Annotated in this window: 14 protein-coding genes and 1 pseudogene; all 15 read right to left on the reverse strand. The window is 69.2% G+C overall.

Annotation, left to right across the window (positions count from 1 at the left end; translation table 11 throughout):
- Positions 1–26 precede the first annotated feature (26 nt).
- Entirely contained in the window at positions 27–581 is a 555-nt protein-coding gene (locus CWT12_RS06035; RefSeq protein ID WP_161924092.1) for an adenine phosphoribosyltransferase, read from the reverse strand.
- The gene (secF, locus tag CWT12_RS06040) at positions 578–1,681 is read right to left on the reverse strand and encodes a protein translocase subunit SecF (protein WP_161924093.1); all 1,104 of its coding nucleotides are present in this window, start codon (positions 1,679–1,681) and stop codon (positions 578–580) included. Before secF ends, CWT12_RS06035 begins: the two co-directional genes overlap by 4 nt.
- Positions 1,678–3,738: a protein translocase subunit SecD gene (secD, locus tag CWT12_RS06045; protein ID WP_161924094.1), complete on the reverse strand. Its 2,061-nt coding sequence runs from the start codon at positions 3,736–3,738 to the stop codon at positions 1,678–1,680. Before secD ends, secF begins: the two co-directional genes overlap by 4 nt.
- A gap of 75 nt (positions 3,739–3,813) precedes the next feature.
- Positions 3,814–4,233 carry a preprotein translocase subunit YajC gene (locus CWT12_RS06050; protein WP_161924095.1) on the reverse strand — a complete coding sequence of 140 codons (420 nt, stop codon included), beginning with the start codon at positions 4,231–4,233 and terminating at the stop codon, positions 3,814–3,816.
- A 153-nt stretch (positions 4,234–4,386) separates the two neighbouring features.
- Positions 4,387–5,409, reverse strand: coding sequence for a Holliday junction branch migration DNA helicase RuvB (gene ruvB, locus CWT12_RS06055; protein ID WP_442862556.1), 1,023 nt, complete (start codon positions 5,407–5,409; stop codon positions 4,387–4,389).
- Positions 5,410–5,434: 25 nt separating this feature from the next.
- Complete coding sequence (gene ruvA, locus CWT12_RS06060; RefSeq protein ID WP_161924097.1) at positions 5,435–6,067, reverse strand: Holliday junction branch migration protein RuvA; 633 nt, start codon at positions 6,065–6,067, stop codon at positions 5,435–5,437.
- Positions 6,068–6,124: 57 nt separating this feature from the next.
- Positions 6,125–6,829 carry a crossover junction endodeoxyribonuclease RuvC gene (locus CWT12_RS06065; protein ID WP_161924098.1) on the reverse strand — a complete coding sequence of 235 codons (705 nt, stop codon included), beginning with the start codon at positions 6,827–6,829 and terminating at the stop codon, positions 6,125–6,127.
- Positions 6,830–6,862: 33 nt separating this feature from the next.
- A complete protein-coding gene (locus tag CWT12_RS06070; RefSeq protein ID WP_161924099.1) occupies positions 6,863–7,624 on the reverse strand; it encodes a YebC/PmpR family DNA-binding transcriptional regulator in 762 nt (253 codons plus the stop codon).
- A gap of 183 nt (positions 7,625–7,807) precedes the next feature.
- A complete protein-coding gene (locus CWT12_RS06075; protein WP_161924100.1) occupies positions 7,808–8,446 on the reverse strand; it encodes an NUDIX hydrolase in 639 nt (212 codons plus the stop codon).
- Positions 8,430–9,632 (reverse strand): PrsW family intramembrane metalloprotease, encoded by a 1,203-nt coding sequence (locus CWT12_RS06080; RefSeq protein ID WP_161924101.1) that lies wholly within the window; start codon positions 9,630–9,632, stop codon positions 8,430–8,432. Before CWT12_RS06080 ends, CWT12_RS06075 begins: the two co-directional genes overlap by 17 nt.
- Positions 9,629–10,288: a hypothetical protein gene (locus CWT12_RS06085; RefSeq protein WP_237564381.1), complete on the reverse strand. Its 660-nt coding sequence runs from the start codon at positions 10,286–10,288 to the stop codon at positions 9,629–9,631. The genes CWT12_RS06080 and CWT12_RS06085 overlap by 4 nt, the downstream gene beginning before the upstream one ends.
- A 55-nt stretch (positions 10,289–10,343) precedes the next feature.
- Positions 10,344–11,525: a glycosyltransferase family 4 protein gene (locus CWT12_RS06090; RefSeq protein ID WP_161924102.1), complete on the reverse strand. Its 1,182-nt coding sequence runs from the start codon at positions 11,523–11,525 to the stop codon at positions 10,344–10,346.
- Positions 11,526–11,532: 7 nt separating this feature from the next.
- Positions 11,533–12,515 (reverse strand): annotated as a pseudogene (locus tag CWT12_RS06095) (phosphatidylinositol mannoside acyltransferase).
- Positions 12,512–13,150 (reverse strand): phosphatidylinositol phosphate synthase, encoded by a 639-nt coding sequence (gene pgsA, locus CWT12_RS06100; protein WP_161924103.1) that lies wholly within the window; start codon positions 13,148–13,150, stop codon positions 12,512–12,514. Before pgsA ends, CWT12_RS06095 begins: the two are co-directional and overlap by 4 nt.
- A gap of 11 nt (positions 13,151–13,161) precedes the next feature.
- A complete protein-coding gene (locus CWT12_RS06105; protein WP_237564382.1) occupies positions 13,162–13,758 on the reverse strand; it encodes an HIT family protein in 597 nt (198 codons plus the stop codon).
- Positions 13,759–13,841 lie beyond the last annotated feature (83 nt).

Here is a 13,841-nt window from a genome sequence, read left to right on the forward strand (position 1 = left end):
GACACGAGTGGCAGCGGTGAGCGGAATCAGGCCGATTCGAAAACCACGACGGACTCGACGTCCCGGCCGGCCAGCTTCTCCCGGCCCCCGAGCCCGGCAAGCTCAAGCAGCATGCATACGGCCTCGACCTTCGCGCCGGCCTGCTCCAGCAGGCTGATGGAGGCCGCGGCGGTGCCACCAGTGGCCAGCACATCGTCGATCACCAGTACACGCGACCCCTCCTCGACCGTCTCGGGCCGCAGCTCCATGCGGGCTGTGCCGTACTCGAGCTCGTAGTCGACACCCAGTACCGGGCCGGGCAGCTTGCCGGCCTTGCGAACAATCACCATGCCTATGCCCAGGTGCACAGCCAGCGGCGCGGCCAGGATGAAGCCGCGGGACTCCAGCCCGGCGACGGCGTCGATATGACCGCGGTAGTGAGCCGCCAGGCCGTCGATCAGGTTGGCGAAGGCCTCCCCATTGGACAGCAGCGGCGTGATGTCGCGAAACAGCACACCAGGCTCCGGGAAATCCGGGATCTCCCGAAGATTGTCCAGAACCAGACGCGTGAGTTCCTGGGGCAACGCGGACGAAACTGTCATGACCGCTTCCTCTTCCTCTTGGGCTGGGCGGAGACACCACGGTGGTGTCCGGGGATGACTGGGGCGGCCGCCGGGGCGGCTGCAACGGCGGCCAGGGCCTCCGGGTCGTCGCCGGCGGCGGCAATGCGCTCGTCCCGTACCATGGCGACGCGGGCGGCCTGCTCCTTTACAACGGCCTCACGGCTGCGCAGGTCGACCAGGAGCGGGGTGGCTAGGAACAGCGAGGACACCGTGCCCGCGATCATGCCGATGAACAGAGTCAGCGCAATATCCCGCAGGGTGCCCGCCCCGAGGATGAAGGCGCCAACCACCAGCAGCGAGGCGACCGGCAGCACGCCCACGACCGATGTGTTGATCGACCGGATCAGCGACTGGTTGACCGCGAGGTTGGCCAACTCGCCGTAAGTCGAACGATTTTGGGTCTCATAGCCGCTCGTGTTCTCCCTGACCTTGTCGAATACGACGACCGTGTCATACAGGGAGTAGCCGAGGATCGTGAGCACGCCGATGATTGTGGCGGGGGTGACCTCGAAGCCGCTGGCGGCGTACACGCCCACGGTGATCAGGATGTCGTGTACGAGCGCCAGCAGGGCCGCGGCCGCCATCTTCCAGGTGCGGAAATATGCCCAGATCAGCGCGCCGACGAGCACGAAGAAAATCACCAGGCCGCGAATTCCCTTGTTGGTGACGTCGGAGGACCAGGTGGGTCCGATCGTCGTGGCTGACACGTCCGCGTCGGCGACGCCGTAAGCATCCGCCAGCGCGGCGGACACACCGTTGAGCTGCTCGTTGGTCAGCTCGTTGGTCTGCACGCGCACGGAGGATGAGCCCACCGTGCTCACCGAGGCTCCTGAGGCCAGCCCCTCCTCCGCCAGGACGGCGTTGGCAGGCGCAACGTCGGGCTTGGCCAGCGCAGTTACGGTGATCTCGGAGCCTCCGCGGAAGTCAATTCCCGGTGTCAGGCCGACCGTGCCGATCAGGATGATCGAGGCCAGCACCGCAGCGCCGGCGATTGCATACCACAGGCGGCGCCTTCCTACGAAGGGGAAGGAGGTATTTCCGGAGTAGAGCTCGTTGCCGAGTTGGGCAAGTGACTTCATGCCTGCTCATTCTCCTTTTCGCTTGTCTCCTCGGCGTCGTCCGCATCCCCCGCGCCCCCGCGGTCCGGCACGTCACCGCTGTCTGTATCCGCCTGTGCACGCTCCTGCGCGCGACGGGCCTCGGCACGACGCCGGGCCAGCGAGCCACTACTGGTTGCGGCGGCGGCCAGCAGGCCGCCCCGGTAGGCGGCGCGCGAGCGTGCCCCCAGGTGCTCGGGGTCAAGGCCCGACAGGCGATGCCCTTCGCCGAAGAACCGGAATCTCAGGATCCACACCATCATCGGATGCGTGAACAGGATGATGACGGCGAGGTCAACCACAGTGGTCACCCCCAGCGTGAAGGCGAAGCCCTGCACGCCGCCGACGGCCAGGAAGTACAGGACAACCGCCGCCAGCAGGTTGACCGAGTCGGAGACGATGATCGTTCTACGGGCGTGCTGCCAGCCCTCATCCACGGCGGCCACCAGTGTGCGGCCGTTGCGGACCTCGTCGCGGACCCGCTCGAAGTACACGATGAAGGAGTCCATCGTGATGCCGATCGCGATGATCAGGCCGGCCACGCCCGCCAAGGACAAGCGGTAGCCCATTGACCAGCTCAGCAGGGCGATGACCAGGTAGGTGCCGGCGGCAGCCACGAGCAGCGAAGCCACTGCGACGACTCCCAGCCCCCGGTACTGCCACGCCAAGTAGGCCACGATCAGCACGAAGCCGATCAACCCGGCGATCAGCCCGTTGCGCAGCTGCTCGGTGCCCAAGGTCGCGGAAATACGCTGCTCCGACTGGACCGTGAAGGACAGTGGCAGCGAGCCGAAGGAGAGCTGGTTAGCCAGGGTGTTTGCCTGCGCCTGGCTGAAGTTGCCGGAAATCTGCACCCGACCATCGGTGATGGCGGTCGTGACATCTGGGTTGAATCCAGAGGACATGATTGTCAGCCCATCCAGCACGATGGCGAACTGTGCCTTCTGCGAGTCGTTCGAGGTCACGTCGGTCGCGCCGGAGGCGGCTGCCGCAGACGCGGCGTCCCGATAGGCGATAAGGCGCTCCGAGACCTCGGCGAAGGCCTTGGTGCCGGCCTCGTCGAACTCAAGGGACACCACCCAGTTGTTGGTGGTTGCTCCCTGGCTGGTGGTCTCCAGTCCCGATGATGCGGAGGCGACATCGGTTCCGACGATGTCGGCGGGTCCCAGGATGTAGATCGTCCCGCTGCCGTCACGCGCGCAGGAGATCACAGCAGAGTCGGGGTCCTGGGCCTGGCCGGTGAGAGACTCCGCGGCGGTGCAATCCGTCAGGTACGCGTCATAGATGAGCTGCTCCGAGATCCAGGAGTCGGAGGAGTGGTCATCGCTGGTGGCTTCCAGCGGGTCTGGGCTGATAGTGCCGTCTCCGTCCACATCCGCGAGGGTCGTGGCCATCTCCTCCGCCGTCACCGTCGCGGTGGGCAGGGGTTCAGCGGCCGCATCGGTCTCCTGATCCTCTGCGTTGGCGGTGGCGTCGCTGGACGCCTCCGGTGTCTCTGATGTCTCTGGTGTCTCTGCGTCCGTGGGCGCGCCGCTCTCCGATTCACCCGGAGCAGCGCTTTCGTCCGGGGTCGCGCTTTCATCCGGAGTCGCATTGGCCAGGCTGGATACGTAGCTGTTCTGCGCCTCGGCGTAGGCCGCAGCACCGGCTTGCAGTATGCGAATTACGGGGCGGAAGTACAGCACCGCCGAAGTGCGCACCAGGTCGAGAGTCTCCTCGCTGGGAGTGCCCGGCAACGACACGATGATGTTGTTCCCGCCCTGCCGGGAGATCTGTGCCTCGGCAACACCGGAGGCATCCACGCGCTGGCGGATGATCTCAATGGCCTGGTTGAGGTCTTCCTCGGTGATATCTGAGCCATCGGAGGTGGTGGGCGTAAGAATGATCTGGGTGCCGCCCTCCAGGTCCAGGGCGAGCCCCGGAGTCATCTGGGTGCGTCCCGTGATGGCGCCCACCGCCAGCGCGGTGTAGCCGAGCACGATGACCAGGAGCAGCACCAGCAGGCGCCGGCCCGGATGCTTGAGCTTATTGGTGGACACGCGGTCCTCTCTTCGGGGCGGGATGCGCCGTCGCCAAGGGGCGGCCGACGCTCTGAATTCGGGGTGGGGCAGGGCTCAGGCCTGCGGCTGGGGCTCCTCCGGGTGACCGTCCCGGCCGGGCGCGGCGGAATCCTCGGCACCGGTGGCGGCGGCCTCGTGGACAGCGTCCGGGTCACCCGGCTCGTCCTCAAACTCGCCCGCAGCGTCGTCCGCGGTGTCCTCCTCAGCGGAGGCGAAGGGCGGCTCCTCAGCCCCGACGACCGCATTCTTGGCCCACAACGACTCATCTCCCAGCGGGGTAGCCAGGGTGACCACGTCACCGTCGACCTCTACTACGGTGCCGTAGAAACCGGCCCGGGTACGCACCCAGGTGCCGGGCACCAGCGCCTCCTCGGTGCGGCGTCTCTGCTCATCCAGCATCCGCTCCTGCTGCTTGCGCGCGAACCTGGACATCAGCCAGAAGGCCAGCAGCATGACGATCAGTATGAGCAGCATGGGGTCCATGGTAATGACTCCGTTCGTGAAGAAACCCTGCATCGCCCGGGCGATAGCGTCTGCGAGTCTAGGCCACCCGGGGGTGCGCACGCCCGCCCGCTCCGCCGACGGAGGTGTGACACGCGCCCCTTATACCTTCCGATTTCGACCTGATCACGCAAAAAGTGTGCCGTCCTCGGGCGGACGCAGGCCCAGGTGCGCGTAGGCTGCGGGGGTGGCCATGCGCCCCCTGGGTGTGCGGACAATCAGCCCCTCCCTGAACAGGTACGGCTCGGCCACCGTCTCAATGGTCTCAGGCTCCTCCCCCACGCTCACCGCTAGAGTGCTCAGGCCCACGGGCGCGCCGGCGAAGCGCGTGCACAGGGTCTGCAGCACCGAGCGGTCGAGCCGGTCCAGGCCCAATTCGTCGACCTCGAAGACCTCCAGCGCCCCGCGGGTCGCGGCCAGGTCCAGGCGCCCCGGTGTTCCGTGCACCTGGGCCCAGTCCTGAACCCGGCGCAGCAGGCGATTGGCGATACGAGGAGTGCCGCGGGAGCGCCTGGCGAGCTCACCGGCCGCGTCACCTTCGATGCGGACCCCCAGCAGGTTGGCCGACCTGGTCACGATACGGGTCAGGTCCTCCGGCCCGTAGTAGTCGAGATGGCCCGTGAAACCGAAGCGGTCACGCAGCGGAGCGGGCAGCAGCCCCGCGCGAGTCGTGGCGCCGACTACGGTGAAAGGCGGCAGGGTCAGCGGAATGGAGGTCGCCCCTGGTCCCTTGCCCACGACCACATCCACCCGGTAGTCCTCCATGGCCAGGTAGAGCATCTCCTCGGCGGTGCGGGCGAGCCGGTGAATCTCGTCGATGAACAGTACGTCCCCCTCCTCCAGGGAGGACAGGATCGCGGCCAGATCCCCCGCGTGCTGAATCGCGGGCCCGGAGGTGATGCGCAGTACGCCGTCGACCTCGTTGGCGATGATCATGGCAAGCGTGGTCTTGCCCAGCCCCGGCGGACCGGACAGTAGCACGTGGTCCGGGACCGCTCCGCGGGCCAGGGCGGCGCGCAGCACAACCGACAGCTGCCCCCGCACCACCTGCTGGCCGACGAAGTCCTCCAGCCGCTTGGGCCGCAGAGCAGCCTCCGCCGCACGCTCGGCGTCATCCGCGGAGCCACCAACCAGGCGCCCGTCGGCAATCGGGCCGCCGCCCTCCCCAGGGTAATTAGCCACGCGTGCCACCTCCCAGGTACCGCAGCGCGGCACGCAGCAGTTCCGGCAGTGGCAGCGGGGTGGCTGCTCCGGCATCGGCGCGCTCGGACTGGACGGTGGCAACCGCGCGGGTCGCTGCCGCCTCGTTCCAGCCCAGCTGCACCAGTGCGGCAACCACATCGGGATTGGCCTCGGCGTCCGCGGCCTGCTCGGGCCCGGGCACGGTGCCAGGCTCGCCGCCCACCGGTGGGCCGAGCTTGTCCGCGACGTCGATAATCACCCGCTGGGCGCCCTTGGGGCCGAGCCCGGGAACTCGCTTGAGCGCGGCGACGTCGTTAGCGGCAACAGCCCGCCTCAGCGCATCGGGAGTGTGCACGGACAGGATTGCCAGGGCGAGCTTGGCGCCCACCCCCTTCGCCCCGAGCAGCACTTGGAAGCAGCGGTGTTCGTCGGCATCGGCGAAGCCGTACAGGGACAGGGCGTCCTCACGCACAACCAGCTCAGTGCGGACGAAGCCCTCCTCGCCGGCGCGCAGCCCGGCCAGGGTCGCCGGCGTGGCCTGGAAGGTCATGCCGACGCCGCCGACCTCGATGGTCGCGGCCCCGAGCGAGGCCTCTAGTACGGTTCCGCGCAGTGAGGAGATCATGCGGCAGTGGCTCCTTCAGTCGAGGGCGTCGAACACCTGTTCGGCATGGTGCTGACTCTAGCGTGTTCGGCGGCGGGGGTCGACGGCGCCGGTGCGCCGTGCACGTGCCTGCGCGGCGGCCCATGCCTGCTGCGCCGGGGTACGAGCCGAGGCGCGGATCGACCCGCCGGCCGAGACCATATCCGTGCTGCCGTCAATCCCGGTGCCGCCGCCGCGCCACCCGTGGCAGATCGCCTGCGCGAGCGCATCAGCGGCGTCCGCCGGCCGCGGCGGGGCGTCCAAGCCGAGGATGCGCTGCACCATCGCCTGAACCTGCGCCTTAGTGGCCGTGCCGGAACCCGTGACCGCGGCCTTGGCCTCACTCGGGGTGTGCTGGGCCACCTCCAGGCCGGCGCGGGCACCCGCCACCATGACCACGCCAATAACCTGGGCCACCGAGATCACCGATCGCAGGTTGTCGTGCGCGAATACGCGCTCGACCGACATACTGGTAGGCGCCAGCCGCGCAATCCAGTCGTCCAGCGCGTCGGCCACGGCCATCAGCCGCAGCTCCGGACTGTCTGAGGCCGGAGTGCGCACCACCGCCACCTCCACCAGGCGGGCGCGGCGGCGTGGATCGATATCCACGCAACCCAGACCGCAGCGCGTCATGCCCGGGTCGATGCCCAGCACGCGCTGCTCGGCCACGGCACGGCGGCGCGCGGCCCGCCGCCCGGCCCGCTCAGTGGCCAGCGGCGAGGGACCGGCCGACGTTTCGGTCATTGCCCGGACGCGAGACAGTGCTGTGCGGGGCCGTCAGTCGTCCGCATCCAGCTCGGCGGCAACCGCAGGCGTGATGTCGACGGAGGTGTAGACGTTCTGCACGTCATCCAGGTCCTCCAGGGCGTCGATCAGGCGCATCACCTTGCGCGCGCCCTCAACGTCAACCGTGACCGTGGTTCCGGCGACGAACTGGGACTCGGCGGACTCGTAGTCCATGCCCGCGTCGGTCACCGCCGTTCTTACCGCCACCAGGTCGCCCGGCTCGGAGATGATCTCGAAGGACTCCGCGCCCTCCACTACCTCCTCGGCACCGGCATCGAGCACCGCCATGAGGATCGTGTCCTCGTCGATGCCCTCCCCCTTGGCAACTTCCACCACGCCCTTGCGGGTGAAGTTGTAGGCGACCGAACCGGGATCAGCCAGGGACCCGCCGGTACGTGTGAAGGCCACGCGTACATCCGAGGCAGCCCGGTTGCGGTTGTCGGTCAGGCACTCGACCAGGAAGGCAACGCCCTCGGGGCCGTAGCCCTCATACATGATGGTCTGCCAGTCCGCACCGCCGGCCTCCTCACCGGAGCCGCGCTTGACGGCGCGGGTGATGTTGTCAGCCGGCACGGAGTTCTTCTTGGCCTTCTGGATGGCATCGAAGAGAGTCGGGTTACCGCTCGGGTCGCCACCGCCGGTGCGGGCCGCGACCTCGATGTTCTTGATCAGGCGGGCGAAGAGCTTGCCGCGCTTGGCGTCAATGGCGGCCTTCTTGTGCTTCGTGGTGGCCCACTTGGAGTGACCCGACATGTGTTCTCCTTGTAGTCTTCCGTTCCTCCAGCCCGGCGGCGGGCGGGAGGCCGCTAACGAACATACCGACGCCTATCCTAGGGGATCGGTCAAAACACGCCGTCCTGCCAAGATCGGTCACGGGTGCCCGCGGCTCCTGGGGCGACGGCACGAGCCGGCCGACCGCCCTGGCCTCCACCGGGATCAGTGCTCGACGACATGCCGCACCCGGCCATCCCAGCCCTCCATAAGCTCCCGGGCCAGTGCGGGCAGCATGCGCGGGTACACGGTCATCCCGGCTGCAACGGCGGCGTCGAGCTCATCCAGTTCCCACCAGCGCAGCGAGTCCAGCAGCTCACGTTCCGTGTCAGTCCAGCCCGACTGGTCGACGACGTCGTCCCCTGCCGCCAGGTGGGTCAGGTAGAACAGCTCGTCCTGCCTACAAGTGACCCGGTTGAAGGCGAACACGGCTCTGCGCTCCACCACGGGGCCGGTGAAGCACGCCTCCGCCAGGCCGATGCCGGTCTCCTCAGCCAGTTCGCGCCGGGCGCCGCCAAGCGGCGTCTCACCCGGCAGCAGGCCGCCTCCCGGCGTGAACGCCCAGGAGCGGGAGGCGTCGCTGAAGTCGTGCCCGACTACCAGCAGGATTGCCGGTCGTGGATCCCGGCGCAGCGCAATCACCCGCGCAGCCCGCCGAAACGGCAGGCCCTCGGCGTTGAGCCGCCACTCATCCGGATCCAGCAGCCGCCTCCAGTTAGCCGGCACTCGCCGCGGGTCGCGCCCATCGGCGGCCAGCCCGGCAGCCCCGCCACCGTGGGGACGGCGCTCACCGGGTGAAGACATACCGGTTCTCCATGATGGCCGTCAGGAGGGCGGCCTCGTGCGGGGCGAAGTCGGCGTCCGCGTGCCCGTCGATCGCCTGCTGACGCAGCTGCGCCAGGGCGGATGCACACCCGAGGAACTCACGCATCGCCCGGGCCTGCTCCGCGCCCCGGCTCCTGGCCCAGCGGAGGGCCGCCGCACGGCCGGCACCGGTGGTGATCATGGTCACCTCGGCGGGTGAGAACCAGCCGGCACGCTGGTAATCAGCCAGCCGTTGCCGCATGGTCAGGCGCTCATTCCAGCGCAGCCAGAGCACCAGCCCGATTGCCGCCATGAAGAACGGCAGCGCCACGTAGAAGTACAAGGACGGTTCGGTTATCAGCATGCCGTTCCAGAAGGCGTGCAGCACGATCGCGCCGGCCAGCCCCAGCGGCGCGGTCCACACCCAGGCCAGGGGCGAGCGCATGCGCGCACTCGCACCGATCGCCAGCCCAGTGCAGGCGGTGAAGGTCACGTGCGCAAACGGCGAAGCGATACCGCGCAGGAGGAAGGTCATCAGCAGCGTGTCGGAGGACTGCACGAAGTACAGGATGTTCTCGGCGAAGGCGAAGCCGGCAGCGACCACCGCTGCGTATACGATGCCGTCCACGGCGCCGTTGAAGTTGCGCCGCCAGATCAGGAAGATGACGAGCACCCCCAGCCCCTTGGTGACCTCCTCGATTATCGGGGCACTAACTACGGTTAAGACGAACTCGCCCCCGCTTACGGAGCCGGTGGCGGCCGATACCAGGAGTGATGCGGAGGTGTTGACCACCAGGGAGATGACGGTGGCCACACCCGCGCCCCAAAGGAAAGCGGCGGCCAGTAGCCCCGGCGGTTCCGGTTCCCAGCGGTCGATCCAACGCACCGTGGCCATGACGATGCCCAGCGGCACGAGCGCCAGCAGGATGGAGACCAGTAGCTCCGAGACCGGCCCGCTCGATGAGGCGTAAATGGTCAACAGCATCAGCGCCAGGCCTAGCGCACCGACACACGCCAGCACCGTACTGGCCACGGTTCCGCGATGCCGGTGCACCATCGCCTGCGGAGTCCACAGCGGCGCGGGGCGGGGCTGGGTGGAGCCAGCCGGAGGGTAGCCGGAGCGCTGGTAGCCGGGCCGCGGTGCCCACGACTCTCCGGGGCCCGGGTTGGTACCAGAAGCGCTCATGACTGCGGCTCCTCCTGGACGCCCTCCACCTCTGCGGTAGTGGCGTCATCGATGTCGAAGGTCTGGGGAAGCGGGGCATGACCTGCCAGGTGCAGCAGGCGTACATCGAGCGCGCCGCGCAGGCGCCGGGCCTCGGCCACATGGGTGTTGTGGAAGCGGCGCGCCAGCACCAGCCGGTATGCGGCACGATCAAGGCGCTCCAGTGACTCGTTTCCCCGCGGGTCGCCGTTCAGCGAAACGCGCGTTGACGGGTCGAGCACCGCACGGATCACGCGGGTTAGGTCCGACTCGATGCGCATCCGCGTGCGCGTGCCCCCGCCTTCACCGGTAACGCGCCCGGGCGCATCGGTGTCCAGCCCGTCCTCAACCAGCGGGCCCTCGGCATCGAGCGCGTCATATGCCGCCCGCGACAGTATCAGCGCCGACGCCGGATCGAGCAGCCCGGTGGCCGCCAGATCTGCCGCCGCCTGTGCCCGGTGCACCAGCTGTGCCTCAAGGGTGGCGCGCGAACCCAGTACCTGTCGGTGGAGCCGATCCACCCGCAGAGCCTTGGCATACAGTGACCAGGCCACGGCGAGGACCACGAGTGCGATCATCAGGATGACCACTGCGGGCAGCAGCCAGGCGGGCGGGCCGCTGCTAGCGGCAGCCGCCATGGGCCAGGGCATGGCGGGGACGGTGAGTAGTGGAGTCAACTTCGCGAGCATCCGGTCAGTCCTCAAGGGCGTCGCGCAGCCGGCCGACCATGGTGCGCGAGCCCGGGGCCACGGTGACGCGAGTATGGGCGGTGGACAGGGCCATGTCGTACACGTCGAGGATGGCGTCGGTGACCGCCGACCAGTCGTAGCGGCCCACCACCGCTGCGGCGGCCGAGCGGCGCTCCTGGGCCGCCGCGGGATCTGAGAGTGTGCGGATGATGGCGCGGGCCAGATCGGCCCCGTCACCGTTGCGGAACAGGTAGCCGTAGGCTCCAGCCCCGAGCACGTCGGAGAAGGCCGTCAGGTCGGATGCGACCACATTGGTGCCCGCCGCCATGGCCTCCACCAGCACAATGCCGAAGGACTCCCCGCCGGTCTGCGGTGCGACGTAGCAGGAGCAGGAGGCCAGCATGGCGGCCTTGTCGGCGTCGGAGATGCCGCCTAGGAACACCACCCGGTCACCGTACTGGGCCAGCGCGGCCCGCTCGGCCTCGGCCTCTCCGCGCCCGGCGATGAGGAAGCGGGCCGCGGGCACCTGCGCCAGCACCCCCGGGATCGCATCCGCCAGGACATGCAGTCCCTTGCGCGGCTCGTCCAGGCGGCCCAGGAAGGAGATCGTGGGCGCCTCCGGCGTGCCGACGAAGCGCGGATCGTCCTTGGGCGCCTGTGCGAACGGGGCGACGTCGACGCCGTTCGGGATCACCACGGCGTCACCGCCGTGATATTGGATCAGCGTGCGGCGGGCCTCCTCGGAGACGGCGATCCGGGCAGCCAGCTTCTCCATCAGCGGCACCGCCACCGGGGAAAGCAGCTCGCGGGCGAGCGAGCGGTCCATGGCGGCGTGGAAGGTACCGACCACCGGACCCGATGACGCCTGCAGCGCGAGCATGCCCACGCTGGGAGTGATGGGCTCGTGGATGTGCAGCAGGTCGAAGTCGCCGGCGGACAGCCAGCGGTGGGCGCGGCGCGCAACCGCAGCGCCGAAGTTCAGGCGCGCGACCGACCCGTTGTAGGGGATCGCGATGGAGTCACCGGCACTGGTCACCCACTCGGGCAGCTCCAGGTCCTGCGAGGCGGGTGCGAGCACCTGCACCTCGTGTCCGCGGCGCATGAGCTCCTGGGCCAGGTCCATCACGTGCACCTGGACCCCGCCGTGGGCATCCAGTGAGTAGGGGCAGACGATACCTATCCTCATGACTTCCTCATGACTCCGGCTCCTGCTGGGCGGCCTCGGCCGCGTGCCGCCGGGCGAGCCGCTCGTGGTCCAGATCGGCGTCGAAGACCGGTTGCAGCATATGCCAGTCGACGGCGTGCTCCGCCAGCCGCGGCGAGAGATCCGCCACCCACGAACGTGTCCAGGCCGCGGTCTTCTCCCGGCCCTCCAGGCCGACGGGCGCATCCACCGGCCGGATGGTCAGCACGATCCCCCAGGCGGAGCCGGCCCGGCGGCGGCGCTCGCCCTCCAGGCGCTCGTAGTGCAGGGAGGCGTTGTATAGCGGCACCCCGAGCCTCACCGCCAGAGCGGCCGGACCCGCGGCCACGCGCGCCGGGTGCCCCCGAGCTCGGTCAGTACACCGGTGCTGGAAAGGTCGCGGTCGGCCAGCAGCGCGACCGCATAATGGCCCTCCTGCGCGGTTTGAACCAGGCGGTCGAAGACCTTCTCGCCGCGGCCCTGGCCAATGACCTTCACACCGAGGGACTCACGGAAGCTGACGAACTGCTCGAACAGGTCAGCGGGCTCGAGCCGCTCGGCGACGGTAAGCACCTGGGCCAGCTCCTGGCAGGCCCAGGCTGCGGCCAGGTCCCAGTTGCCCATGTGCGGCAGCGCGATGACGATGGATCCGCGGGCGAGATCCTCGTAGGCACGCGGGTCGACCTCGGGGCGCACGCGGGCATGAACCTGTTCCATGCTCATGCCGGGCAGGGCGAAGGCCTCATAGAAGTACCGCATGTAGGAGCGCATGCCGGCGCGGGAGGCGCGCCGTATCTCCCGTCGGGAGGCCTGCGGCAGCAGGCGCGCCAGGTTCTTCTCCAGCTGGCCTACACCCTGTTCGCCACCGCGCAGCCGGTGCGCCGCCCAGGCGGCGTCGGCCCCCAGCGCGGACAGCCCGTAGCCGACGGGTGCGGGCAGCTTCCGCACGTGCCGCCAGGCAAAGCGGTACAGGTCCTCAATGCCGCCGCTCACCGCCGCACCCCCTGCGGCGCACGCGCCAGCTGCTCATGCACGGTCGCAATCCGCTGGATGACCGTAATCAGGCTGGCGGCCGCGATCAGGGCCAGTGCCCCTGTGAGTACCCACGGCGGCGCACCCAGCCCGACGGCGAGCACGCCGACGGCGGCGATCACCAGGCGGTCGGTGCGCTCAGCGATACCGACGGCGGCCTTGGCTCCAACTGACTCGGCGCGGGCACGCGCGTAGGGCACTGCCGCGGCGAGCACTACCACGCACACCGAGACGGCGACCGTCCAGGTGCGCAGCGTTCCCGGCTGCAGGTGCAGGGCGGCCCATACGGCCAGGGAGCCGAAGACAGCGCCGTCCGCCAGGCGGTCCATGGTGGAGTCCAGGAAGGCGCCGAAGTCGGAGGCGCTGCCCGTCAGGCGGGCCAGAATCCCGTCGAAGGAATCGCCGATCAGCACAAGCGCCAGCAGCACCGGGCCCAGGATGAAGCGTCCTTGGGGCAGGGTAAGTACCGCGACGGCGATGGTGGCCACCGTACCGGCGACGGTGAGCATATTGGGGGTGACTCCGATCCTGGCGAGCAGCCGGGCGGGGCCGGTGAATAGGGCCCGGGTAATGCCTCTTCCGTGTTGTCCGAGCATCAGCGGGCTCCTCAGTGGTTCGGGTCGGGGCGGGCGGCGGGTCCCGTTCCCGCGGGCGCCGCGTCCCATGCCGCGGCGAGCCGGTTGCGCTGTTCGCCGAGCAGCTGCGGCACGGGCTTGGTCTTGCCGATGATCGGCATGAAGTTGGCGTCGCCGGTCCACCGCGGCACGATGTGCTGATGCAGGTGGGCGGCAATGCCGGCGCCGGCGACCTCGCCCTGGTTCATGCCCAGGTTGAAGCCGTGGGGATGGGACACCGCACGCACTACCTCCATGGCCCGGGCGGTGAGCCGCCCGATCTCTGTCCGCTCGGCGTCCGTGGCCTCGGTCCAGTCCGAGACGTGCCGGTAGGGGCAGATCAGTAGATGGCCGGTGTTGTAGGGGTAAAGGTTCATCAGCACGTAGGCGGTCTCGCCGCGGTGGACGATGAGGGCGTCCGTGTCGCTGCGGCCGGGCGCGGCGCAGAACGGGCACTGCGAGGCGCTGTCGTTGGTCGGCTTGTCCTGGCCGCCGATGTAGACCATGCGGTGTGGGGTCCACAGGCGCCCGAACGGATCGGGTGTATCGGCCGGCTGGAACGGGGCCTCGATACGTACGCCGTCGACCACGGTGCCCTCCAGTTCGCTCAGCGTTGGCGCCGGCCCGCCCGCGTCCGCCTGCGTCCCGGCCGGCTCGGGGGCACCCGCCGACC

The sequence above is a fragment of the Actinomyces sp. 432 genome (assembly GCF_009930875.1).
In the GTDB taxonomy this organism is placed as follows: Bacteria; Actinomycetota; Actinomycetes; order Actinomycetales; family Actinomycetaceae; genus Actinomyces.